The organism is Silanimonas lenta DSM 16282 (assembly GCF_000429065.1).
GTDB classification, from domain to species: Bacteria; Pseudomonadota; Gammaproteobacteria; order Xanthomonadales; family Xanthomonadaceae; genus Silanimonas; species Silanimonas lenta.
This window is the reverse complement of the sequence record NZ_AUBD01000017.1, coordinates 5,001-27,958: the sequence shown is the minus strand read 5'-3', so window position 1 is coordinate 27,958 and position 22,958 is coordinate 5,001. Positions and strand designations below refer to the sequence as shown.

The window sequence follows — 22,958 nt, the reverse complement described above, 5'->3', positions numbered from 1 at the left end:
TTCCGACAACGGTGCCGAGTTCACTGCGGCGAAAGTCATGCGCTGGTTGCGAGACGCGGCCATCGGCCCCGCGTTCATCGCCCCGGGTAGCCCGTGGCAGAACGGTTTCGTCGAGAGCTTCAATGGAAAGCTTCGGGATGAGCTGTTGAACCGGGAGTGGTTCCGCAGTCGGGCCGAGGCGCGCGTGCTGATCGAGCGCTGGCGGCAGTTCTACAACGAACGGCGACCGCACAGTGCGCATCGCTACAAGCCGCCAGCCAGTGTCCGCAGGGCCTGGCGGGAAACCGATACCATCCAACCCGGACTCACCGGCTGATTGGCTACAAATTCCGTACGCAGGTCAAGGGTGTTCGCCGGAACTTTCATTCCACCAGGCGGTTCGCCAATCGATGCCGCCCGGCATAGCGACGGCTGCAATTGATGTTCGGAATCAACTAGTGGTGCTGCGCGCAGGTAGGGGGACTGTTGGAACCGAGAGACGCTAAGGGGGTACCTCTTGGCCCTTTCTCTTCACCCGCTACTTTCTACTCGCTGCTCGCTACCCATCACTCGTTGCTCGCACTCCACCTCTCACTCCGCCAGTGCACGCTCGACGAAGGGCGGCAGGGCCAGCGCGCCGCGGTGCACGGCAGCGGTGTAGTACTCAGTGGCGAAGGGCTTGGCCGCGGCGTCGGCCTCGCGGAACCGGGTGAGGTCGCGCGCCTCCTTCGCGGCGATCAGGCAGCTCCAGTAGCCCGTGGGGTAGCAGGGCTGCGGGAAGGGCAGCAGGCGGAAGCTCTGGAAGCCGGCGTCGCGCATGGCGGCGCGCATGTCGAGGATCAGGTGCATCAGGGCGAGCGGGCTCTCGCTCTGCTGCACCAGAAGGCCGCCCGGCTTCAGCGCGCGCAGGCAGTCTTCGTAGAAGGCGCGGTTGAACAGGCCTTCGGCCGGGCCCACCGGGTCGGTGGAATCGACGATCACCACGTCGATGCTCGAAGGCTGAGCGTTCTTCATGTAGGCGATGCCGTCGTCGAACATCACCGTCGCCCGCGGGTCGTCGTTGCTTTCGCACAGCTCCGGGAAATGCTTGCGGGCCATCACCGTGACCTGCTCGTCGATGTCGCACTGCACGGCGGTCTTCACGCCCGGGTGCTTCAGCACTTCGCGCAGGGTGCCGCAGTCGCCGCCGCCGATGATGACGACGTGCTCGGGGTTCGCATGGGTGAACAGCGGCGCGTGCGACATCATCTCGTGGTAGAAGAAATTGTCGCGCGTGGTCACCATCATCGCGCCATCGATCAGCATCACCTTGCCCCAGTCGGTGCTGTCGTAGATCTCGATCTTCTGGAACGGCGACTGCACTTCGTCCAGCTTCGCCCTCACGCGCAGGCCGAAGGCCGAGCCGGTGTGCTCGAAGGTCTCGTGGAGCCAAGTCGGGGATGAGTTCACTGTCGATACTCCTCGAAGGGATGAAGGCGAGGCGGTGAGGGTAGGGCGCGAGCTTGGCCCTGAGTAGCGCGGGGCGCGAGCTCGGCTCTGGATGGTTCCGGCCAAACACGGGGGGCGCGCAGTCTACCCCCGTTTTTCGGTCCCGGCCGCCCCCGGCCGCCCCCCGTTCACCCCCCGGTCGTACACTACGCGCCCCTTGGTTCCACCGGCCGCCTGCCCATGCCCGCCTGGACGCTCGACCGCGCCCGCCACACCTATTCCATCCCGTACTGGTCCGACGGCTACTTCGACATCGACGTGAGCGGCCGCTTGGTGGCGCGCCCGCACGGCGAGGCCGGCCCCGCCGTAGCGTTGTCGGAGGTCGTGGCGCGCGCCCGCGGCATGGGCCACAAGCTGCCTTTGCTGCTGCGCTTCTCCGACATCCTCGGCCACCGCCTCGGCAAGCTGCAGGAGGCCTTCGCGCAGGCCATGCGCGAGCTCGATTACCGGGGCGGCTACACGGCGGTCTATCCGATCAAGGTCAACCAGCATGCGGGCGTGGCCGGCGAGCTGGCCCGCGTCGGCGCGCCGGTGGGCGCGGCGCCCTATGCCGCCGACTTCGGCCTCGAGGCCGGCAGCAAGCCCGAGCTGATGGCCGTGCTGGCGCTCGCCCGCCCGGGCAGCCTCGTGGTCTGCAACGGCTACAAGGACCGCGAGTTCATCCGTCTTGCCCTGATGAGCCGGCGCCTCGGGCTCGATACCGTGATCGTGATCGAGAAGCCCTCGGAAGTGGCCTTGATCATCGAGGAGTCGCGCGCGCTGGGCGTCACGCCGGTGGTCGGCATCCGCCTCAGGCTCGCTTCGCTCGGCGCCGGCAAGTGGCAGAACAGCGGCGGCGACAAGGCCAAGTTCGGCCTCTCGCCGCGCCAGGTGCTGGATGCCGTCGACCGCCTGCAGACTGCGGGCCTCGGCGAGAGCGTGGCGATGCTCCACTTCCACATGGGATCGCAGATCAGCAATGTGCGCGACATCGCCAGCGGCATGCGCGAGGCGGTGAACTACTTCGTCGAACTCTCGAAGCGCGGCTGTCCGATCCGCATCATGGATGCCGGTGGTGGCCTTGGCGTCGATTACGAAGGCACGCGCTCGCGGTCTTTCTGCTCGATCAACTACGGCCTCGAGCAGTACGCCTACACCCTGCTGCAGCCGCTTTCCGAGGCCTGCGCCGAGCATGGCCTGCCACAGCCGCGTCTCGTCACCGAGGCGGGCCGCGCCATGACCGCGCACCACGCGGTGATAGTGGTGAACGTCTCGGAGGTGGAGCGCGCGCCGGAAGGCCGTGTGCCGCCGGCGAGCCCGGGAGAGCCCGCCGTCATCCGCCACCTGCGCGAGGTGCAGGCGGAGCTCGACGTGCGCCCACCGGTCGAGCTGTTCCACGAGGCCCAGCACCACCTCGCCGAGGGCCAGACCCTGTTCGCACTCGGTCAGCTCGGCATCGAGCAGCGCGCCCTGCTCGACGATCTTTTCTACGCCATCGCCCATGCGGTGCGGCAGCGCCTCTCGGCCGAGGAGAAGAGCCACCGCCCGGTGCTCGACGAGCTCAACGAGCGCCTGGTCGACAAGTACTTCGTCAATTTTTCGGTGTTCGAGTCGATCCCCGATGTCTGGGCCATCGAGCAGGTGTTCCCGATCGTGCCGGTGGAGCGCCTGAACGAGGAACCGACCCGGCGCGGCGTGATCGCCGATCTCACCTGCGATTCCGACGGCCGCATCGATACCTACGTGGAAAGCGAGGCCCTCGACGCCTCCCTGCCCCTGCACCCCCCGCGCCCGGGCGAGCCCTACCTGCTCGCCATCGCCATGGTCGGCGCCTACCAGGAGACGCTGGGCGACATCCACAACCTGTTCGGCGACACCGACACCGTGGCGGTGCGCCTCGACGGCGAGGGGGGCTATACCCTCGCCACCCAGCGCCGGGGGGATACCACCGATGTGATGCTCGACTACGTGGGCTACCGGCTCGAGGACCTGCGTTCGCGCTACCGTGCCCGGGTCGAGGCCGCCGCCCTGCCGGCGTCCGAGGCGGCGGCCTGTCTCGCCGCCCTGGAGGCTGGCCTCACCGGCTATACCTATCTTTCGGAGGAGCCCCTGGCATGAGTGCTTCGCCTGCTGCCGCCCCGGCCCCGCTCCGTGCCGGGTTCATCGGACTCGGGGCGATGGGCGGGCCGATGGCCGGGCATCTCGCCGCCCGGGGGCTGCTGGCCGTGGCCGGGAACCGCAGCCCGGAAAAGGCGCAGGCCTTCGTCGCGGCGCGTGCCGGCTCGTCCCTGAGGGCCGCGGCCTCCTTCGATGACTACGCGGCCTGCGATGTGGTTGCGCTCTGTGTCTCCGCCGATGCCGACGTGCTGGAGAACGTCGATGGCCTCGCGGCCGTCCTCTCGCCCGGCGCCATCGTCATCGACCACAGCACGGTGGCGGTGGAGACGGCCCGCGAGGCCGCGAGGCGGCTTGCCGCCCGCGGCCTCGGTTTCCTCGATGCGCCGGTCTCCGGCGGCGTGGAGGGGGCCAGGAACGGCAGGCTCTCGGTCATGGTGGGCGGCGACGAGCCCACGCTCGAGCGCGCCCGCCCGGTGCTCGAGGCCTATGGCGCGCGCATCGCCCTGATGGGCCCGACCGGCGCGGGGCAGGCCACCAAGGCGGTGAACCAGATCCTGGTGGCCGGCATCAACGAGGCGGTCTGCGAGGGCCTTGCCTTCGCCGAGAAGCTGGGTCTCGACCCCGAACGCCTGCTGCCCACCCTGATGGCGGGCGCGGCCAGCAACTGGTTCCTCGACAAGCGCGGCGCGAGCATGCTGCGCAACGAGTTCACCCCCGGCTTCAAGTGCGCGCACATGGCCAAGGACCTGCGCATCGTGCAGGCCATGGCCCGGCAGGCGGGCATCCGGCACCCGGTCATCGACCGCGCGCTGGCCGACTACGCTGAACTCGAGGCCCGCGGCGAGGGCGAGCTCGATACCTCGGCGCTGATCCGGCTCAAGCGCTGAGTAGCCCCGGCGGTGCAACCCGCCCGAAGGCCGGGTTTCAACGCACCGGCGTGGCGCTGATGCCGGCCTCGGCGAGCTGGCGCCGGGCGTTCTCCAGCGCCGCCTCGTCGGCGAAGGGCCCGAGGCGCACGCGGTGCAGGGTGCGGCCTTCGGCCTGCACGCTCTCGATGCGCGCGCTCTGGCCGAGCAGGGCGAGCCTGGCGCGCAGAGCCTCGGCATCGGCGGCATTGCTGAAGGCGCCGGCCTGCAGCTGGCGGCCGCTGGCAGCGGGGGGCGGTGTGGCGCCATTCGTGGTGGCCGTCGGTCCGGCCGGCGGCGGGGCCGGGCGGGCCGCCTGCGCGCTCTGTCCGGGCAGCTCCACTTCCTTCTGCGGCAGCACGGTGTAGAAATCGTAGGTGGGCTTGGCCGGCCGGGCCGGGGCTTCCGGCTCCTGGGCCACCGGCTGGCGGTCGCGGGCCACCCGTGGCGCTTCCGCCGCGGGGTTCGGCTGCGGCAGCAGGGCGTCGAGCTTCTTGCGGTCGCCGAACATCAGGTAGCCCGCCGCCAGGGCAAGGCCGATGGCAAGGCCGGCCAGCAATACGAGGGCGGTGCGCATGCCGCCACCGCCGCGCCTGGCCTGGGAGCGTCCGCGCCGGGCTGCCATCACATGCTCTCCGGGGCCGAGACGCCGAGCAGGCCAAGGCCGTTGGCCAGCACCTGGCGGGTGGCGGCGGCGAGGCCGAGGCGGGCATGGCGCAGCTCCTCCTCGGCGCCGAGGATGGGCTGGGCGTTGTAGAAGGCGTGGAAGCTGGCTGCCAGTTCGCGCAGGTAGGTGGCCACCAGTTGCGGCGCCCGGTGCTGGGCGGCGGCCTGCACCACTTCGGGGAAGCGCATCAATTCGGTCACCAGTGCGCTCTCCTGTGTCTCGACGAGCCGGCTGCGTGCAGCCTCGGCAGCGCTGCGGTTCCAGCTGTAGCCCTTCTCGGCGAGCTGGCGGAACAACGAGCAGATGCGGGCATGGGCGTACTGGATGTAGTACACCGGGTTCTCGTTCGACTGCCGCTTGGCAAGATCGAGGTCGAAGTCGAGGTGCTGGTCGTTGCCGCGCATCACGTAGAAGAAGCGGGCGGCATCGCTACCCACCTCCTCGCGCAGCTCGCGCAGGGTGACGAAGCTGCCGGCGCGGGTCGACATCTGCACCCGCTCGCCGCCACGGTAGAGGATGGCGAACTGCACCAGTTCGATATCGATCTTCGATGGATCGAGGCCGAGTCCTTGGGCCGCTGCCTTCAGGCGGGCGATGTAGCCGTGGTGATCGGCGCCGAAGATATAGAGAGCGCGCTCGAAGCCGCGCTCGAACTTGCTGAGCAGGTAGCCGAGATCCGAGGCGAAGTAGGTGGTGACGCCATTCTCGCGCCGCACCACGCGGTCCTTGTCGTCGCCGAAGGTGGTGGCGCGGAACCACAGGGCACCGTCTCGTTCGTAGAGGTGGCCGTTTGCCTGCAGGGTGTCGATGGCGCGCTGCACGTAGCCATCGGTCATCAGCGAGCGTTCACTGAAGAAGGTGTCATGGACGACGCCGAAGGCCTTGAGGTCGTCCTTGATGTCGGCCAGGCACCAGGCCAGGCCGGCCTCGAACACCTGGCGGTAGTCGGCCTCGCCGAGCAGGGCCTTGGCCCGCGCGATCAGGGCATCGACATGGGCTTCCTTGTCGCCGCCCTGCGATTCATCGGGCGGCACGCCGTCCATCACCTCGAGGGCGCTGCGCTTCAGGGCGTCGCCGGCCTTCGCGCGCAGCCTGCGGGCGATCTCGACCACGTACTCGCCCTTGTAGCCGTTGTCCGGGAAGCGCAGGGCCACGCCGGCCAGCTCGTGGTAGCGGATCCACACCGACACCGCGAGGATGTCCATCTGCCGCCCGGCGTCGTTGACGTAGTACTCGCGCTGCACCGTATGGCCGGCGGCCTCGAGCAGGTTGGCCACGGTGGCGCCGTAGGCGGCGCCGCGGCCGTGGCCCACGTGCAGCGGCCCGTTCGGATTGGCGGAGACGAACTCCACCGTCACCGACTCCAGCGAGCCTGGCTCGCCGCGGCCATAGGCCTCGCCGAGCTCGAAGATGCGCCGCAGGGTGGCGAGGCGGCAGGCCTGCGAGATGTGGAAGTTGAGGAAGCCAGGACCGGCGATCTCCACCTTCGCCACGTGCTGGGACCGGGGCAGGGTGTCGAGGATGGCCTGGGCCAGGTCGCGCGGCTTCAGGCCCGCCGGCCTGGCGAGCAGCAGGGCGAGGTTGGTGGCGTAGTCGCCGTGCTCGGGGGTCTTGCTGCGCTCGAGCAGGATCTCGGGCAGGGTGAGGTCGGCCGGGAGGCGGCCATGGCGGCGCAGGTCGAGCAGGGCCTGGGCGAGCAGTTCGCGGAGATGGTCTTTCATCGGGAATCCGGAGCCGGCCGGGGCCGGGCGGCAGGTCAGGGGCGCGGCGCCGGGCCGCGCGGACGGCCCGGCAGTTTACCGGAAGCCCGCCCCCGGGGCCCGGGCTGACATCCGGCTGTCATGAAAGCCTCCCGGAGCTGTCATCGAAGCAGCCCACCCTTTCCGGGCCTCCGGCGGCCCCGCCCGCCGGGCGCCCGCCCGTTCCCGACCCGGAGTTCCACGATGTCTGCCATGCCCCGTCTCACCCGTCTGGCGCTCGCCAGCGCGATCGCCCTCGCGGCCACCCACGCCAGCGCCTCGGTGCGCATGTCCGAAGCCTTCGACGGCAACTGGTTCGAGCCGGCCTCGAACGGCCGCGGCGTCTCGATCGACTGGATCCCGGCCGACAACCGCCAGGGCGGCACCTTCTTCGCCGCCGACTATGTCTACGACAACGCCGGCAACCCGTTCTGGATCACCCTGCAGGAGAACTGGTCGGAGTTCCAGTTCCGCTCGACGACGGTGCCGGTGCGCCGCTTCGCCGCCGGCACCTGGGCCGCGCCGGGCGCGCCTGCCGGCACCCAGATCGGCACCGCGACGGTCACGGTGAACAGCTGCAACTCGATCACCATCAGCTACACCATGAACCCCGGTTCGGGCTTCGCCAACCGCACCCAGACCCTGCAGCGCCTCGGCGGCGTCGACCCGGCCGCCTGCGTCTACCAGCAGGAATTCACCGCCTGCCCGAGCTTCGCCACCGCGGCCCCGACCTACGGCCCGCGTGCCTGCCGCCTGCCGGCCACGATCACCGGTGACACCACGCTCACCAACAACATCACCTGGGTGATGGAGGGCAAGGTGCAGGTCGGCACCGATGTCGGCCAGGGCGGCACCGCCGCCACCCTGCGCATCCAGCCGGGCACCCTGCTGGTTTCCACCGGCGCCTCGGCCAACTCCTTCGACCATCTCGCGGTGAACCGCGGCTCGAAGATCTTCGCTGAAGGCACCCGTGACTTCCCGATCATCATGACTTCGGGCAACGAGCTGCCCGGCTCGCCCACCGCCCCGGCCCCGGGCCAGCTCGGCGGTCTGGTGATCTCCGGCCAGGCCCCGGCCAACTGCAACCCGAACTGCGTGGCCGAGTGGGACAGCACCAACCGCTACGGCGGCAGCAACCCCGCCGACAACAGCGGCATCGTGCGCTACATGCAGGTGCGCTACTCGGGCTACATCTTCACCGCCAACCGCGAGCTCAATGCCTTCACCTTCAATGCCGTGGGCAATGGCACGGTGCTGGAGCACCTGCAGGCCTTCCGCGGCCAGGACGATGGCTTCGAGTTCTTCGGCGGCACCGCCAACCTGCGCTATGCCGTGGTGACCTGCGGCGGCGATGACGGCTTCGACTGGGACGAGGGCTATGCCGGCAAGATCCAGTTCGGCCTGGTGGACAACCGCGGCTGCGCCGGTGAGGACCACGGCTTCGAGCTCTCCAACTCGCCGACCAATGCCGATGCCACGCCGCGCGCCCGCGGTACCGTGGCCAATGTCACGGTGCGTGGCAACGGTGGCGGCCGCGACGGCCTGCAGCTCAACAGCGGCACCGGCGGCAACTTCTACAATGTGCTGATCGAGGGCTTCAACCGCGCCTGCGTGGCCATCGAGGGGGCGGCCACCGCCACTGCCGCCGGCCCGGCGAATGCGCTCACTGGCGTGCTCACCGCCAACAACGTGCACATCTTCGGCTGCACCAGCAACTACCGCGACGGTTCGGGCGTGAGCGCCGGCTACACCCAGGCCTGGTTCACCGGCCAGACCGGCAACACCCTGCGCACGGCCTCGGCCCTGAAGCCCGGCAGCGTCCTGCCGAATGGCAATGCCCCGACCGCCACGTTCCCGCCGGCGGGCGCCAATGCCCCGGGCCTGAACGACTGGTTCGTGCCCACCGACTACGTGGGTGCCTTCCGCTCCGATGCGCCGCAGGACAACTGGACCCTCGGCTGGGCCCTGCCCTTCGTGCCGCAGCCGTAAAGCCACAGGCGCGGGTGCATGGAAACGCCGGCCTTTCGCGCCGGCGTTTCCTTATTTATCGCGGACCCAGTCCCGGCGCGGCCCGGGGACTGCCTTCACTGCTCCCCGGCAGCGAGGCTGCGGAAGGCCAGGATCACTGCATGGGCATCACGCGGGGGCTGGGTGGCGAAATGCTCGCGCAGGCGGCGGCTGGTCTCGCGCACCCTCGCCGCGTTGGCGTCGCGCTGGGTGCCGAAGGCGGCCCGGCCCTCACGCGAGGCGAAACGCTGCAGGGTGAAGACGTAGCGTTCCTGGCCTTCGGCAAGAAAGCCAAGGCAGCTCGCCCCGGCCTCGGGGCTGTCCAGCGGCCGCCCGGCGCGGTGCTGGATCTCGATCGCCAGCGCGATCGCCGACCGGGCAAAGTCGGGGTAGGGCGAGGCCACGTTGCTGGTGTCGAGATCGGCGGCCATCCGCGCCAGGTGCTCGGCCTGGGTGGCGAGGGCATCGTCGCGCCAGCCCGGTCGCTGGCCATCCAGCCAGTGCCCGAGCACATGGGCGAAAGCCCCCTGGGCCTGGCCCTCGTCGGTGCCGGCGGCGAAGGTGCTGCCGGCGATGGCGAAGCGCAGCAGGGTGCGCAGCGCCGGGTCTTCCAGTCCGGCGGCATCGAGCAGGCGGTCGGCCTCGGCCATGCTGGCGGCCTCGTTGGGGCCGATCGGCTCCTCGGCATGGTGCCGCGCCTCGCGCTGCCGCAGGTCGTGGCAGGCGCAGAACAGCACCAGGGCCTCGCGCTCCAGGGTCGGCAGCAGGGCGGTGGAGAGCAGCAGCGGCAGCTTGTCTTCCAGCAGTTCCAGGAGATGCCCTTCGTTGTGGTAGGCGAGCGGGTCGGCCGAGTCTTCGCCATAGCGCAGGGCCATCCTCAGCACGCCGAGCTGCACGGCCGCCACCACGGCCTCGCGCTCCACCCCGGCGGCGCGGCAGGCGGCCGCGGCGCGGCGGGCATGGCCGGCAAGCTCGGGCTGCGAGACCAGTGCCGGGGGCAGCGCAGGGCCGGGCAGGCGGGCCTCCACCTCGTCGGCGGGGTAGGCGCGGCGGTAATCGAAGGGCATCGGACGGGCCTGCGCGGGCGGCGTGCCGGCAGTATCGCGCAGCCTCCGGTGGCCGCAAGTCCCTCGGGCTAGACCCAGCCACGGCCCGCCATCGACACCGGTGGGCCGTCGCCCACCACGAAGTGGTCGAGCAGCCGCACCTCGACCAGGGCCAGGGCCTCTTTCAGCTGCTGGGTGAGCCGGCGGTCCGCGGCGCTCGGCTCGGCCATGCCGCTCGGGTGGTTGTGGCCCAGCAGCACGGCCGCGGCATTGAGTTCGATGGCCCGTTTCGCCACCACCCGCGGATGCACCGCGGCCTGGTCCAGCCCGCCCTCGAACAGCACCTCGGCGGCCAGCAGGCGATGGCGGTTGTCGAGGAAGAGCACGCCGAAGCGCTCGCGCGGCGCGGCGCGCAGCCAGCGGGCGAAGTACTCGCCGGCCAGTGCCGGCGAGTCGAGGACGGCACCGCGGCTCAGGCCGGCCTCGAGATGCCGCCGGCCGAGGGCGAGGGCGGCACAGAGCGCCCCCGCCCGTGCCGGGCCGAGGCCGGGCAGGCGCAACAATGCCTGCGGCGGCCGGTCGAGCAGGCCGCGCAGCCCCCCGCATTGCGCCAGCAGGGCCTTGGCATGGGCCACGGCATTGCTGCCGCGCGGCCCGGTGCCGAGCAGCAGGGCGAGCAGTTCGGCATCGGAAAGGGCCTCGGCGCCCTGGGCGAGCAGGCGCTCGCGGGGGCGTTCGGCATCGGGCCAGTGGCGCAGCGACATGCCGCCATGCTCGCGGCCGGCAGCATGCCACGGGCGTCCGAAGCCGTGGTGCGCTGGGGTAAGCTTCGCCCTCGTCGAAGGCAGGAGCTCGGGTGTGTCGGGATTGCACGGAGCGCGGGTGCTCCTCGGAGTCAGCGGAGGCATCGCCGCCTACAAATCGGCCGATCTGGTGCGCCGCCTGCGCGAGGCCGGGGCCGAAGTGCGCGTGGTGATGACCGAGGCTGCGCAGCGCTTCATCACCGCCACCACCCTGCAGGCCCTGAGCGGCCACCCGGTGCGCGTCTCGATGTGGGACGAGGCCGCCGAGGCGGCGATGGGGCATATCGAACTGGCGCGCTGGGCAAGCCAGGTGCTGGTGGCGCCGGCCAGCGCCGATGTCCTCGCCCGGCTGGCGCACGGCCATGCCGACGACCTGCTCGCCACCCTCTGCCTTGCCACCGCGGCACCGATCGCGGTGGCGCCGGCGATGAACCGGCTGATGTGGGCGAACGCCGCCACCCAGGCCAATCTCGCCCTGCTGCGCCAGCGCGGCGTCGCGGTGCTCGGGCCGGAGGCCGGCGAGCAGGCCTGTGGCGAGGTCGGCGAGGGGCGGATGCGCGAGCCGGCGGCCCTGGTGGCTGACCTCGCGGCGCTCCTGGTGCCGAAGCGGCTTGCGGGCCACCGGGTGCTGGTCAGTGCCGGCCCCACCTACGAGGACATCGACCCGGTGCGCTTTCTCGGCAACCGCAGCAGCGGCCGCATGGGTTTCGCGGTGGCCGAGGCCGCCGCCGCCGCCGGGGCCGAGGTCACGCTGGTGGCCGGGCCGGTGAAGCTCCCCACGCCACCCGGCGTGCGCCGCATCGACGTGCGCTCGGCCGCCGAACTGCATGCCGCGGTGCTGGCCGCGCTGCCGGGCCAGGCGGTCTATGTCGGCGCCGCCGCCGTGGCCGATTACCGCCCCGTCGAGGTGGCGGAGCGCAAGCTCAAGAAATCCGACGGCCCCGCCACCCTGGTGCTGGAACGCACCGTCGACGTGCTGGCCGAGGTGGCGCGCCACCCGGCGCGGCCGCGCTGCGTGATGGGCTTCGCCGCCGAGACCCACGATGTCGAGGCCTACGCCCGCGGCAAGCTGGAGGCCAAGCGGCTCGATGCCATCGCCGCCAACCGGGTGGGCGTGGAGGGCAGCGGCTTCGATGCCGAGGACAATGCCCTGGTGCTGTACTGGCACGGCGGCGAGCAGGCCTTCGGTCCGGGCAGCAAGCGCAGCATCGCCGCCGGCCTCGTGGCCTGGATCGCCGACCGACTGGGGCCGGCATGAGCCTCCCCGTCGATCTCAAGGTCCTCGATCCACGTCTCGGCCGCGAGTTTCCGCTGCCGGAGTACGCCACCGCGCAGTCGGCCGGCATGGACCTGCGCGCCATGCTCGAGACCCCGCTCACCCTCGCCCCGGGCGAGACGGCGCTGGTGCCGAGCGGGCTTGCCATCCACCTCGGCGATCCCGGCCTCTGCGCCGTGGTGCTGCCGCGCTCCGGCCTCGGCCACAGGCAGGGGCTGGTGCTCGGCAACCTCACCGGCCTGATCGACGCCGACTACCAGGGCCCGTTGATGATCAGCCTGTGGAACCGCGGCCCGGCGCCGGTCACCGTACAGCCCGGCGACCGCGTGGCCCAGCTGGTCTTCCTCCCCATCGCCCGCGCCACCTGGCGCCTCGTCGATGCCTTCGACGCCTCCGCGCGCGGCGAAGGCGGTTTTGGCCACACTGGCACGCGCTGACCTCGAGACCCGGACATGTCCGACGCCCCCCGCCCGAAGATCCGCATCCTCAACATCCTGATCGCCGTGCTGGCCATTGCCGCAGGCTCGCTACTGGCCTTCGCCGGCTGGAGCCTGATGCAGGGCGCCGCCCTGGCCGGGCAGGCACAGGCCGTGCGCGGCGAGGTCGCGGCAGCGCTGCGCGCCCGGCTCAGTGCTGAGATGGAGCGGCTCGATGCCCAGCGCCGGCTGCCCCGGGTGCGCGAGGCGGTCGAGGGCAACAACCTCGATGGCGCCCGTGCCGCCCTGGCCGGCGACTGGGTGGGCATCGAGGCGGTCGAGATCCATCCCGCCGACCTCAGTGCCGCCTGGAATGCCGTCGAGCGCTTCGGCTACGGCAAGCTCGGCCTGCTGCTCACTGCGCTCGACAATGACGCCGTGCACATGGCCATCGTCCAGGACGCCGGCCGGGCCTGGCTGGCGCTCGCTGCCCCCATTCCCGGCGAGGGCGGCATCGCCGCGCTCGCCTACGTGCGCCGGCCGATGGACGAGCTGCGCGAGCTGGTGCGCCGCGCCGCGCCGCCGGGGGCCTATGCCGCCCTGCGCCAGGGCGGGCGCTCGCTGATCGAGGAGGGCGATGTGCTGCTCGCCGACCAGGCCGAGCGGGGCGCCGTGGCCATCCCCCATACCCGGCTGCGCCTGGTCGGTGCCGCGCCCTATGCCGAGCCGGGCCTCTACGGTCTTGGCGGCTGGGTGGAGCTGGTGGCCGGCCTGGTGGTGGTCCTGTCCGGTTTCGCCCTGGTGCTGGTGCCGCGCGAGAAGGCGGCCGCCCTCGCCCGCCGGCTGGCCGCGCGCCGCACGCCGGTGGCCGAGCCCGAGCCCACTCTCGCCGAACTGCAGGCCCAGGGCCGGCTGCAGGCCGAGCCCGCGGCTCCGGCGGCCGCCCCGGTGGCGGCCCCGCCCCGGCCCGCCGGCCCGGCCCTCGCCGTGGAGCGCAGCATCTTCCGCGCCTACGACATCCGCGGCGTGGTCGGCCAGACCCTGAGCGCCGACGTGGCGCGGCTGATCGGCCGGGCGGTGGGCGCCCTGATGATGGAGCGCGGCCTGCGCGGCATCGCCGTGGGCCGCGATGGCCGCCTGTCCTCGCCGGAGATGGCCCGCGCCCTGATCGACGGTCTGCGCATGTCGGGCGTGGATGTCACCGACGTCGGCATGGTGCCCACCCCGGTGGCCTACTTCGCCGCCCACCACCTGCGGCTCGGCAGCGCCATCGCCGTGACGGGCAGCCACAACCCGCCCGACTACAACGGCTTCAAGATCGTGGTCGACGGCGAGACGCTCTCCGGCGGCGCCATCGCCGACCTCTACGCCCGCATCGTCGAGGGCCGGATGCCGGTGGCCGAGCGCCGGGGCGACCTCGACACCGTGGACATCGGCGAGGCCTACATCGAGCGCATCGCCGGCGACATCCAGATCGAGCGCCGCCTGCGCGTGGTGGTGGATGCCGGCAGCGGCGTCGCTGGCGAGCTCGGGCCGCGCCTGCTCGAGGCCATCGGCGCCGATGTCGAGACGCTCTACTGCGAGGTGGACGGCAGCTTCCCCTTCCACCATCCCGACCCCAGCGACCCGCACAATCTCGAGGACCTGGTGCAGGCGGTGCAGCGCGCCGGCGCCGATCTCGGCCTCGCCTTCGATGGCGACGGCGACCGCCTCGGCGTGGTCACCCGCGAAGGCCGGATGGTCTATCCCGACCGCCTGCTGATGCTGTTCGCCGCCGACGTGCTGGAGCGCAACCCGGGCGCCTGCATCATCTATGACGTGAAGTGCTCCGGCCATCTCGCCGGTTACGTGCTGCGCCACGGCGGCAGCCCGCTGATGTGGAAGACCGGCCACTCGCTGATCAAGGCGAAGATGAAGGAGACCGAGGCCGAGCTGGCCGGCGAGATGAGCGGCCACTTCTTCTTCAAGGAGCGCTGGTACGGCTTCGACGACGGTCTCTATGCCGCCGCGCGCCTGCTGGAGATCCTCGCCACCCGCCCCGAGGAGCCGGAGGAAGTGTTCGCCGGGCTTCCCGATGCGATCAGCACCCCGGAACTCAAGGTCGAGATGCAGGAGGGCGAACCGCACGCCTTCATCGAGGCCTTCGTGCAGAACGCCCGCTTCGAGGGCGCCCGGGTCTCGACCATCGACGGCCTGCGCGCCGACTGGCCGGACGGCTGGGGCCTCGTGCGTGCCTCGAACACCACGCCGGTGCTGGTGCTGCGCTTCGAGGCCGACAGCGAGGAGGCGCTGGCGCGGGTGCAGCAGGCGTTCCGGACGGCGATGCTGGCGCTGCGCAGCGACCTTTCGCTGCCTTTCTGAGGGCGGATCGCGCGGGGCGGTCGGGGCGGCGGGGGCGGCCTTCAGCCGCCCGGCGGGGCGAGGCCGCGCTCCTGGCGTTCCTTCAGCAGGGCGACCAGCCGCTCCAGCTCTTCCTGCACCACCTGCTTCTCGGCCGCCCGCTCCAGCCGCGCCTGTTCCTGCTTGTAGACCTCGCGGCGCAGTTCCTGGATGGTCTCGGCCACCCGCGGCGGCACCGGCCGCCCGGCCAGCTCGGCATCCCCGGCCACCCCCAGCTGCTGGTGCAGGCTGGCGCGCTGCGAGGCGATCGCCGCCTCCAGGCTCACCAGGGTGTCGTCGATCATGGCCTGGCGGGTGGCGTAGGACCTGCGCAGGTCTTCCTCGGTACGGAAGGCGCTCACCTTCGCCTCCTCGGCGCGCCGGCTGTTCTCGGCGCGGGTGCGCGCCGCGGCCTCGGCCGCGGTCTCGGCCTCGAGCGCCCGCCGCTCTTCCTCGGTCAGCGCCCGGCCGATCTCGGCACGCACCAGACCGGTGCGGGCGCTCAGTTCCTCGCGGGCCTGGTTCACCACCTCGGGCGGCAGGGCATCGGTGTAGTGCACCTTGCCGGTGGCATCCACCCAGCGGTACAGCTTCTTCTCCGCCTCGGCCCGCGGCTGGGCGGCGAGCGGCGCCACGAGCAGCGTCGCGAGGGCGAGGGCGGGCAGGGCGGTGGCCGGGGCGATGCGTGCCATGTCAGTTCACCCGTCGAGGGAGCCGTACTGCGCACGATACGCCAGCAGGCGCTCGCGGTGCAGGGCCAGCGCCGGGCGGTCGGCCACGAAGCCCAGCAGGTCGTCGAGCCGGGCCACCGCCACCACCGGCACGCCGAGGCTCTCCGCCGCCTCCCGGGCCGCCGAACGCTGGCCCTCCGCCCCGCGTTCCTGCCGGTCGAGCGCGATCAGCACCCCGGCCGGCCGGGCGCCGGCGGCACGGATGATCTCCACCGATTCACGTACCGCCGTCCCGGCGGTGATCACGTCGTCCACCACCAGCACCCGCCCGACGAGCGGCGCGCCGATCAGCGTGCCGCCCTCGCCATGGGTCTTGGCTTCCTTGCGGTTGAAAGCCACCGGCACGTCGCGGCCACGCCGCGCCAGCGCGATCGCCAGCGCGGTGGCCAGCGGGATGCCCTTGTAGGCCGGGCCGAACAGCATGTCGAAGCCAAGGCCGCTCTCCAGCAGGGCCTCGGCATAGCAGTCGGCCAGCCCAGCCAGCGCCGCGCCGGAGTTGAACTGCCCGGCATTGAAGAAGTAGGGGCTGGTGCGCCCGGATTTCAGGTGGAACTCGCCGAAGCGCAGGGCGTCGCAGCGCAGCGACAGTTCGAGGAAGGCCTGGCGGTAATCGCCCATGGGTGGCTCCAGTGCATGAAGCGGGGATGAAGGCTGGCGCGCAGGCTAGCCGATTCGCGCCGGCCTGCCCACGCCGAGGCCCTGGATCGGCCACAATCGCCAGGTTTTCCATCCCATCGAGACCCGGACGGCCCCCCGTCGCCGCATGCGCATCGCCACCTTCAACGCCAACGGCCTGCGTTCCGCGGCCAGCAAGGGCTTCTTCGACTGGTTCGCCTCGCAGGGCATCGACGTGCTCTGCGTGCAGGAAACCAAGGCCCAGGCCCACCAGCTCGAGGACGCGCTCTTCCGCCCCGCCGGCTACCACGTGGCCTTCCGCGACGCGACGACCAAGAAGGGCTATTCGGGCGTGGCCATCTACAGCCGCCGCGCGCCCGACGCGCTCGTCACCGGGCTGGGCTGGGAGGCCTTCGACGAGGAGGGGCGCTGGCTGGAGGCGCGTTTCGGCCGCCTCTCCGTGGTCTCGCTCTACCTGCCCTCGGGCAGTTCGGCCGAGGCGCGGCAGGCCTTCAAGTTCGAGGTGATGGACTGGCTGCGGCCGAAGCTGCGCGAACTGCTGGCCTCGGGCCGCGAGGTGGTGCTCTGCGGCGACTGGAACATCGCCCATACGGCCATGGACATCCGCAATGCGAAGTCGAACGAGAAGAACTCCGGCTTCCTGCCCGAGGAGCGGGCCTGGATGGGCGCCCTGCTCGGCGAGGACGGCTGGGTGGATGCCTACCGCCATCTGCGTCCTGCCGGCCAGGACTACACCTGGTGGAGCCAGCGCGGCCAGGCCCGGGCGAAGAACGTGGGCTGGCGCATCGACTACCAGCTGGTGAGCCCGGGGCTCGCCGCCCGCCTCGAGGACTGCGCCATCCATCCGGAGCCGCGCTTCTCCGACCACGCGCCCTTCGTCGTCGATTATGGCGACTGAGCGCACGCGCCCCGGCTGGCGCGAGGTGCTCGCGGGGCTTGGCCGGCCCAACGTCGCCCTGCTCCTGCTGCTCGGCTTCGCCGCCGGCCTGCCCTTCATGCTGGTGGGCAATACCCTCGGCTTCTGGGCACGCAAGGAAGGCATCGATCTTGGCGCGGTGGGCTTCCTGTCCTGGGTCGGCCTTGCCTATTCGATGAAGTTCCTCTGGGCGCCGATCGTCGACCGGGTGCCGGCGCCGCTCGGTTTCGCCCGCTTCGGCCGCCGCCGCGGCTGGCTGCTCCTCGCGCAGTCACTGGTGGTGCTCGGTCTTGCCGGCATGGCCCTGCTGACGCCCGCAGGGCACTTGTCCACCTTCGCCGTACTGGCGGTGCTGGTGGCCTTCGCCTCCGCCACCCAGGACATCGTGATCGACGCCTGGCGCATCGAATGCGCCGAGGACGCCAACCAGCTCGCCCTGCTCAGCGCCGCCTACCAGTTCGGCTACCGCGGCGCGCTCCTGCTCACCGATGCCGCCATCTTCCTGATCGCCGTCGATCTCGGCTGGCCGGGGTCCTATGCCCTGATGGCGGCGCTCGCCTTCGCCGCGCTCGTGGTGGTGCTGCGGGTGGACGAGCCGCGCAGCGTGGCGGCGCTGGCCAGCGGACCGATCTGGACCCCGCGCGGGCTGTACGACGCCATCCTCGGTCCGTTCCTCGCCTTCTTCCGCCAGCACCGGCAGTGGGCGCTGGCGATCCTGGCGGCGATCAGCGTCTATCGCCTCGCCGATTTCGTGATGGGACCGATGGCCAACCCGCTCTACGCCGACCTTGGCATCGCCGAGCAGCTGATCGGCAAGGTGCGGGCCAGCGTCGGGCTTGCCGGCACCCTGCTCGGCACCGCGGCGGCCGGCCTGTGCGCGATCCGCTTCGGTCTCTTTCCCACCCTCATCGGCGGTGCCGTGCTCGGCCCGCTCTCCAACCTGGCCTTCTCCTGGCTGGCCCTGAGCGGCGGCGATCCTGCGGTCTTCATGCTGGCGATGGCGATCGACAACTTCTCCGCCGGGTTCGCCGGCATCGCGCTCGTGGCCTACATGTCGAGCCTCACCGCGCTCGGCTATACCGCCACCCAGTACGCCCTGCTCAGCTCCTTCTACACCCTGCTCGGCAAGCTGCTGAAGGGCTTCTCCGGCGTGGCCGTGGAGGCCCTGGCGGCGAGCCGGCCACTGCCCGAGGCCTATGCCTGGTTCTTCGCCGGCACCGCGCTGTTCGCCATCCCGGCCATCGCGCTCTGCGCGTGGCTGGCACGCCGGGGGCCGCGGGGCGTAAGCTCGGGCCCCTGATTCCCACGGAGCGCGGCCCGCCCCCATGGCCGATTTCCTCGTCCGCGACATCGATGAACGGGTGGCCGAGCGCCTCAAGGAGATCGCCCGGCAGAAGGGCTGGCCGCTCAACGATGTCATCCTGCACCTGCTCAAGCAGGCCCTGGGCCTTGCCGAGCCCGACCCGCCGCCGGTGCCGGGCGACATCGCGCGCCTGCGCGGGGCCTGGAACGACGAGGAGGCGCGTGCCTTCTACGAGGCGATGAACGCCATGAGCGCCCTGCCCGACGATGCGCCGGCCTACGCGCGCAAGCCGGGCGACGAATCGACGCCGGGCTGAGCCGGCGCCCGGCCGGCGCCCTGGTGCGGCCCGGCCGGAACGATGGCGCCCAGCACCCGCGGCCCGGCGGCGCCGGTGACTTCCGGGCGGTTGCCCGGCCGGCCTTCCAGGGTCTGCCAGGCCAGCCAGGCAAAGCCCGCGGCTTCCACGGCATCCGGGTCCAGGCCGTGCGCGGCCGAGGACTCCACCGCGATGTCTGGCAGCAGGGCGGCCAGCCGTGCCATCAAGGCCGTGTTGTGCACGCCGCCGCCGCAGGCGATCAGCCGGCGCGTGGCCGGCTGGGTCGCGCGCAGGGCCTCGGCGATGCTGCGGGCCGTGAGCTCCAGCAGGGTGGCCTGCACGTCCTGCGGCGCCTCGTCCCCTGCCAGATGGGCCTCGAGCCAGCCCAGGTGGAACTGGTCGCGGCCGCTGCTCTTTGGCGGTGGCAGGGCCAGCCAGGGCTCGGCGAGGCAGCGTTCCAGCAGCGCGGGCAGCACGCGCCCGCCCGCGGCCCAGGCGCCGCCGGCGTCGTAGCCGCGGCCGGTGTGGCGCAGGCACCAGGCATCCATCAGGCCATTGGCCGGGCCAGTGTCGAAGCCGCGCACCGGTTCACCGGGAGCCAGCAGGGTGAGGTTGCCGATGCCGCCCAGGTTCAGCACCGCGCGCACCTCCTCCGGATGTCCCAGCACCGCGGCGTGGAAGGCCGGCATCAGCGGCGCGCCTTCGCCGCCCGCGGCCACGTCGCGGCGACGGAAGTCGGCCACCACGGTGATGCCGGTGCGTTCCGCGATCACATGCGGGCAGCCCGCCTGCAGGGTGAAGCGTTGCGGCGGGCGCGGGCGGTGGCGCAGGGTCTGGCCGTGCGAGCCGATCGCCCGCACGGCCTCGCGGGAGACCCCGGCCTCGGCCAGCAGGACGAGCGCGGCGGCGGCGAAGGCTTCGCCGAGCGCGCTGTCGAGGGCGCCGAAGGCATCGAGGTCGAGCCGGGCATCGGCCTGCGAAACCTCCAGCACCGTGGCCCGGAGATCGGCAGGGTAGGGCAGGGTGCGCGCCGCCAGCACCTCGATACGGGGCTCGACCCGCAGCAGCACGGCGTCGATGCCATCGGCACTGGTGCCGCTGATCAGGCCGAGGAAGAGCGACACGGCAGGGCGCGGGGAATGCCGGGGCCGGACCTCAGCGCGCCGCCAGCTGGGTTCCCTCGAGGCGCCTGAGCTGCGCCAGCGCCGGCGCCGTGGCGCGGCGGAACTCGGCCAGTGCCGGGCCCTTGAGCGGCTCCGGCTTCGGCATGGTCACGGTCAGCGGGTTGCGGTGCACGCCATTGACGCGGAACTCGTAGTGCAGGTGCGGGCCGGTGGCAAGGCCGCTCGCCCCCACATAGCCGATGGTCTGGCCCTGGCGTACCCGCTCGCCCACGCGGTGCGGGCCGAGCCGCGACATGTGGGCGTACAGGGTGGTCACGCCATTGCCATGGTCGAGGATGACGGTGCGGCCATAGCCGTTCTGCCAGCCGGCGAACTTCACCCGGGCATCGCCGGCGGCGAAGATCGGCGTGCCCACCGGCGCGGCGTAGTCCACGCCGTTGTGCATGCGCATGCGGCCGAGGATCGGATGGCGGCGCGCGCCGAAGCCCGAGGTCAGGCGGGCGAACTCGATCGGGGTGCGCATGAAGCTCTTGCGCAGCGGCCGGCCCTCGAGGTCGAAGAACTCGGCGCGGCCCTCGTGCTCGAAGCGCAGCGCGGTGTAGTGCTTGCCCTGGTTGACGAAGTTCACTGCCACCACGCCGCCGTCGCGCAGGCGCTCGCCCTCGCGCCAGAGCTCCTCGTAGACGATCTGGAAGCTGTCGCCCTCGCGCAGGTCCTGGGCGAAGTCGATGTCGTACTGCAGCGCCTTGACCATGTCGAGCATCACCGGCGCGCTCAGTCCGGCGCGGGCACCATCGGCGAACAGCGAGCTCGTGATGGTGCCGCCGGCCACCAGGGTGCGGCGTTCGATCGGCCGCTCGATCACCTCCCGGCGCACCCCGTCCTCGGTCACCGCGAGGGCGATCCGGCGGCTCTCGTCCTGGTCGAAGCGCAGGCCGCGCAGTTCGCCATCCGGTCCGATCTCGAAGGCCAGCTCGCTGCCCACCTGCAGCCGTGAGGCCATCTGCTTGGCTTCCGGCACTTCCAGCAGGCGATGCATGGTGCGCGGCGAGAGCCCGAGGTCGGCGAACACGCTGCCCAGGGTCTGGCCCGAGGCGATGCGCACGGTGCGCCACTCCGATGCCGGCGCCACGGCCTCCGCCGCGGGCGGTGGCGGGGGCGGCAGGGCCACGGCCAGTGTCAGGGTATCGGCCGCGCCGCCGTCCATGGCGCGGTACAGGGCAGGAACGACCGAGGCGGTGAGGGCCAGCAGGCCGAGGCCGAGGGCGGCGGTGAGGGCGCGCGGTGCCTTCGGCGCGAGACGGCGGACGTGGATCAAAACGGGGCTCCGGAAGGCAGGATCGGCGTACCTTACCGGCGCCTGAAAACCATCGTCAAACCCTTGTGGCGCTTGGATTTTTTCGCCCCGAGCATTTAACCTCGCGTTAACGGCGAGGCCCCGGATTCCGTGGCCCTGCCCACCCTTTCATCTTCATGAAGCACCGCCATGGCCAGCCCTGATTCCGTCCTCGCGCAGCTCGCGCGTGGCATCGACACCCTCCTCAAGCCCGAAGAGCTCGAGGCCCGCCTCGCCGCCGGCCGCCCGCTCAGGATCAAGGCCGGTTTCGATCCCACCGCCCCCGACCTGCATCTCGGCCACACCGTGCTGCTCAACAAGATGCGGCAGTTCCAGGACCTCGGGCACCAGGTGATCTTCCTGATCGGCGACTTCACCGGGATGATCGGCGATCCCACTGGCAAGAGCGCCACCCGCAAGCCGCTCAGCCGCGAGGATGTCGAGGCCAATGCCCGCACCTATGCCGACCAGGTGTTCAAGGTGCTCGACCGCGAGCGCACCGAGGTGCGCTTCAACTCCGAGTGGTTCGGCGCCATGTCGGCCGCCGACATGATCCGGCTTGCCGCCCAGCACACCGTGGCGCGCATGCTCGAGCGCGACGACTTCAGCAAGCGCTTCGCCGCCCAGCAGCCGATCGCCATCCACGAGTTCCTCTACCCGCTGGTGCAGGGCTACGACTCGGTGGCACTCAGGGCCGACGTCGAGCTCGGCGGCACCGACCAGACCTTCAACCTGCTGATGGGCCGCGCCCTGCAGGAGCACTACGGCCAGCCCCCGCAGGTGGTGATGACGGTGCCCCTGCTCGAGGGCATCGACGGCGTGCACAAGATGAGCAAGTCGCTCGGCAACTACATTGGCATCGACGAGCCGGCCATCGACATGGTCACCAAGACCATGAAGATCGACGATGCCCTGATGTGGCGCTGGATCGAGCTTTTGAGCGTCGAGATCTCGCTCGCCGAGATGGCGCGGCTCAAGGCCGACATCGCCGCCGGCCAGCTCAACCCGCGCGATCTCAAGCTGCGCCTCGCCCGCGAGATCGCGGCGCGCTTCCATGGCGCCGCCGAGGCCGAGAAGGCGGTGGCCGGCTGGCAGGCGGTGGTGAGCGGCAGCGGCGATACCTCCCAGCTGCCGCTTGCCGAACTCGTCGTGCCCGCGGAGGGCCTGCGCATCGCCGCCCTGCTCACCCAGGCCGGGCTCACGCCCAGCAACTCCGAGGCCATGCGCAAGCTGAAGGAGCGCGCCGTGCGCATCGATGGCGAGGTCTTCGAGGACGCCCAGCGCCTGTTCACCCCTGGCTTCGAGGGCCTGCTGCAGGTCGGCAAGCGCACCTTTGCCCGGGTCGTGCTCCGCGGTGCTTCCTGAACGCCGGCGTGTTGTCCTCGCGCCCCGCCGGCTGCGCCTCTTGCATGCGGTTTGTGTGTGGCCTATAGTTCGCGCCCCTTCGCCGGGCGGGCCTTGATGGGCTGGTGTGGTGGAGGGGCTGGAGGAGGATGTCGGTGCTGAGGTGTTGACGTTCTTCGAAAGTGCTGTATAGTGTGCGGCTCCCTCGGGCGAAACGCCTGGTGGCGCGAAAGGCGCCGGTTGGGGGTAGATCTTTGAAAGTACGCGCAGGTGTTTTGTGCGGGTGCCTGCAGGGTGGTGATGGTCATCATCAATCTTGCAGACGCTCGATCATGAGCACTGTCAATTGTCAAGCAAGCGACGCAAGCTCGGGGTCGACGATCTGCTTAAAGCTTTTTGCTTTAACTGAAGAGTTTGATCCTGGCTCAGAGTGAACGCTGGCGGCAGGCC

Annotated in this window: 19 protein-coding genes, 1 rRNA gene and 1 pseudogene (1 of these 21 only partly in view); 12 read left to right on the top strand and 9 right to left on the bottom strand. The window is 71.3% G+C overall.

What is annotated here, in order from left to right; genetic code table 11:
• On the top strand, window positions 1-316 hold a 316-nt coding region (locus tag G408_RS0108425), incomplete at its 5' end, for an integrase core domain-containing protein (RefSeq protein ID WP_028770739.1).
• A gap of 254 nt (window positions 317-570) precedes the next feature.
• Here G408_RS0108425 and speE read toward each other — a convergent pair.
• On the bottom strand, window positions 571-1,428 hold the full coding sequence (gene speE, locus G408_RS0108420) for a polyamine aminopropyltransferase (RefSeq protein WP_028770738.1): 858 nt from the start codon (window positions 1,426-1,428) through the stop codon (window positions 571-573).
• 219 nt (window positions 1,429-1,647) lie between these two features.
• On the opposite strand from speE, the gene speA reads away from it, so the two are divergent.
• Together speA and G408_RS0108410 are read left to right on the top strand one after the other, a co-directional pair.
• A complete protein-coding gene (gene speA / locus G408_RS0108415) occupies window positions 1,648-3,564 on the top strand; it encodes an arginine decarboxylase (protein WP_028770737.1) in 1,917 nt (638 codons plus the stop codon).
• Window positions 3,561-4,451, top strand: coding sequence for an NAD(P)-dependent oxidoreductase (locus tag G408_RS0108410; protein WP_028770736.1), 891 nt, complete (start codon window positions 3,561-3,563; stop codon window positions 4,449-4,451). Before speA ends, G408_RS0108410 begins: the two co-directional genes overlap by 4 nt.
• A gap of 37 nt (window positions 4,452-4,488) precedes the next feature.
• On the opposite strand, the gene G408_RS13860 is transcribed toward G408_RS0108410, so the two are convergent.
• Both G408_RS13860 and argS read right to left on the bottom strand, forming a co-directional pair.
• A complete protein-coding gene (locus G408_RS13860; RefSeq protein ID WP_051282804.1) occupies window positions 4,489-5,046 on the bottom strand; it encodes an SPOR domain-containing protein in 558 nt (185 codons plus the stop codon).
• A gap of 47 nt (window positions 5,047-5,093) precedes the next feature.
• Complete coding sequence (gene argS / locus G408_RS0108400; RefSeq protein WP_028770735.1) at window positions 5,094-6,857, bottom strand: arginine--tRNA ligase; 1,764 nt, start codon at window positions 6,855-6,857, stop codon at window positions 5,094-5,096.
• Between the two features lie 222 nt (window positions 6,858-7,079).
• Here argS and G408_RS0108395 point away from each other — a divergent pair, with 222 nt between their 5' ends.
• Window positions 7,080-8,864, top strand: coding sequence for a hypothetical protein (locus tag G408_RS0108395; RefSeq protein ID WP_156890111.1), 1,785 nt, complete (start codon window positions 7,080-7,082; stop codon window positions 8,862-8,864).
• A 95-nt stretch (window positions 8,865-8,959) separates the two neighbouring features.
• Here the strand turns inward: G408_RS0108395 and G408_RS0108390 are convergent, their stop codons facing one another.
• Window positions 8,960-9,949, bottom strand: a complete 990-nt coding sequence (locus tag G408_RS0108390; protein ID WP_028770733.1) for a hypothetical protein — start codon at window positions 9,947-9,949, stop codon at window positions 8,960-8,962.
• Window positions 9,950-10,017: 68 nt separating this feature from the next.
• On the bottom strand, window positions 10,018-10,692 hold the full coding sequence (gene radC, locus G408_RS0108385; RefSeq protein WP_028770732.1) for a RadC family protein: 675 nt from the start codon (window positions 10,690-10,692) through the stop codon (window positions 10,018-10,020).
• A 118-nt stretch (window positions 10,693-10,810) separates the two neighbouring features.
• Between radC and coaBC the strand changes: the two genes are divergently transcribed.
• From coaBC to G408_RS15680, 3 genes are read left to right on the top strand one after another with little or no spacing between them, the layout of a single operon-like run.
• A complete protein-coding gene (coaBC, locus tag G408_RS0108380; RefSeq protein WP_028770731.1) occupies window positions 10,811-11,989 on the top strand; it encodes a bifunctional phosphopantothenoylcysteine decarboxylase/phosphopantothenate--cysteine ligase CoaBC in 1,179 nt (392 codons plus the stop codon).
• Window positions 11,986-12,444, top strand: coding sequence for a dUTP diphosphatase (dut, locus tag G408_RS0108375; RefSeq protein ID WP_028770730.1), 459 nt, complete (start codon window positions 11,986-11,988; stop codon window positions 12,442-12,444). The genes coaBC and dut overlap by 4 nt, the downstream gene beginning before the upstream one ends.
• A gap of 15 nt (window positions 12,445-12,459) precedes the next feature.
• Complete coding sequence (locus tag G408_RS15680) at window positions 12,460-14,784, top strand: phosphomannomutase/phosphoglucomutase (protein ID WP_037412848.1); 2,325 nt, start codon at window positions 12,460-12,462, stop codon at window positions 14,782-14,784.
• Window positions 14,785-14,825: 41 nt separating this feature from the next.
• Here the strand turns inward: G408_RS15680 and G408_RS0108365 are convergent, their stop codons facing one another.
• Together G408_RS0108365 and pyrE are read right to left on the bottom strand one after the other, a co-directional pair.
• A complete protein-coding gene (locus G408_RS0108365; protein WP_028770728.1) occupies window positions 14,826-15,494 on the bottom strand; it encodes a DUF4124 domain-containing protein in 669 nt (222 codons plus the stop codon).
• 6 nt (window positions 15,495-15,500) lie between these two features.
• Entirely contained in the window at window positions 15,501-16,151 is a 651-nt protein-coding gene (gene pyrE, locus G408_RS0108360; RefSeq protein WP_028770727.1) for an orotate phosphoribosyltransferase, read from the bottom strand.
• A 145-nt stretch (window positions 16,152-16,296) separates the two neighbouring features.
• Here pyrE and G408_RS0108355 point away from each other — a divergent pair, with 145 nt between their 5' ends.
• From G408_RS0108355 to G408_RS0108345, 3 genes are read left to right on the top strand one after another with little or no spacing between them, the layout of a single operon-like run.
• Complete coding sequence (locus G408_RS0108355) at window positions 16,297-17,067, top strand: exodeoxyribonuclease III (protein WP_028770726.1); 771 nt, start codon at window positions 16,297-16,299, stop codon at window positions 17,065-17,067.
• Window positions 17,057-18,385 (top strand): AmpG family muropeptide MFS transporter, encoded by a 1,329-nt coding sequence (locus G408_RS0108350; RefSeq protein ID WP_028770725.1) that lies wholly within the window; start codon window positions 17,057-17,059, stop codon window positions 18,383-18,385. The genes G408_RS0108355 and G408_RS0108350 overlap by 11 nt, the downstream gene beginning before the upstream one ends.
• Window positions 18,386-18,410: 25 nt before the next feature.
• The gene (locus tag G408_RS0108345; RefSeq protein WP_028770724.1) at window positions 18,411-18,704 is read left to right on the top strand and encodes a hypothetical protein; all 294 of its coding nucleotides are present in this window, start codon (window positions 18,411-18,413) and stop codon (window positions 18,702-18,704) included.
• Between the two features lie 32 nt (window positions 18,705-18,736).
• Here G408_RS0108345 and G408_RS13855 read toward each other — a convergent pair.
• Together G408_RS13855 and G408_RS13850 are read right to left on the bottom strand one after the other, a co-directional pair.
• Window positions 18,737-19,828, bottom strand: a pseudogene (locus G408_RS13855) (anhydro-N-acetylmuramic acid kinase); the annotation flags it as partial.
• 31 nt (window positions 19,829-19,859) lie between these two features.
• On the bottom strand, window positions 19,860-21,146 hold the full coding sequence (locus G408_RS13850) for a M23 family metallopeptidase (protein WP_051282803.1): 1,287 nt from the start codon (window positions 21,144-21,146) through the stop codon (window positions 19,860-19,862).
• A gap of 168 nt (window positions 21,147-21,314) precedes the next feature.
• Between G408_RS13850 and tyrS the strand changes: the two genes are divergently transcribed.
• Window positions 21,315-22,529 (top strand): tyrosine--tRNA ligase, encoded by a 1,215-nt coding sequence (gene tyrS / locus G408_RS0108325; protein ID WP_028770723.1) that lies wholly within the window; start codon window positions 21,315-21,317, stop codon window positions 22,527-22,529.
• A 381-nt stretch (window positions 22,530-22,910) separates the two neighbouring features.
• A 16S ribosomal RNA gene (locus G408_RS0108320) occupies window positions 22,911-22,958 on the top strand; it runs 1,490 nt beyond the window's last position.

Bases quoted from the DNA above. Each gene is read 5' to 3' on its own strand.
- speA (WP_028770737.1), top strand. From the start codon at position 1,648: ATGCCCGCCTGGACGCTCGACCGCGCCCGCCACACCTATTCCATCCCG.
- G408_RS0108410 (WP_028770736.1), top strand. From the start codon at position 3,561: ATGAGTGCTTCGCCTGCTGCCGCCCCGGCCCCGCTCCGTGCCGGGTTC.
- G408_RS13860 (WP_051282804.1), bottom strand. From the start codon at position 5,046: ATGCGCACCGCCCTCGTATTGCTGGCCGGCCTTGCCATCGGCCTTGCC.
- argS (WP_028770735.1), bottom strand. From the start codon at position 6,857: ATGAAAGACCATCTCCGCGAACTGCTCGCCCAGGCCCTGCTCGACCTG.
- G408_RS0108395 (WP_156890111.1), top strand. From the start codon at position 7,080: ATGTCTGCCATGCCCCGTCTCACCCGTCTGGCGCTCGCCAGCGCGATC.
- G408_RS0108390 (WP_028770733.1), bottom strand. From the start codon at position 9,949: ATGCCCTTCGATTACCGCCGCGCCTACCCCGCCGACGAGGTGGAGGCC.
- radC (WP_028770732.1), bottom strand. From the start codon at position 10,692: ATGTCGCTGCGCCACTGGCCCGATGCCGAACGCCCCCGCGAGCGCCTG.
- dut (WP_028770730.1), top strand. From the start codon at position 11,986: ATGAGCCTCCCCGTCGATCTCAAGGTCCTCGATCCACGTCTCGGCCGC.
- G408_RS15680 (WP_037412848.1), top strand. From the start codon at position 12,460: ATGTCCGACGCCCCCCGCCCGAAGATCCGCATCCTCAACATCCTGATC.
- G408_RS0108365 (WP_028770728.1), bottom strand. From the start codon at position 15,494: ATGGCACGCATCGCCCCGGCCACCGCCCTGCCCGCCCTCGCCCTCGCG.
- pyrE (WP_028770727.1), bottom strand. From the start codon at position 16,151: ATGGGCGATTACCGCCAGGCCTTCCTCGAACTGTCGCTGCGCTGCGAC.
- G408_RS0108355 (WP_028770726.1), top strand. From the start codon at position 16,297: ATGCGCATCGCCACCTTCAACGCCAACGGCCTGCGTTCCGCGGCCAGC.
- G408_RS0108350 (WP_028770725.1), top strand. From the start codon at position 17,057: ATGGCGACTGAGCGCACGCGCCCCGGCTGGCGCGAGGTGCTCGCGGGG.
- G408_RS0108345 (WP_028770724.1), top strand. From the start codon at position 18,411: ATGGCCGATTTCCTCGTCCGCGACATCGATGAACGGGTGGCCGAGCGC.
- tyrS (WP_028770723.1), top strand. From the start codon at position 21,315: ATGGCCAGCCCTGATTCCGTCCTCGCGCAGCTCGCGCGTGGCATCGAC.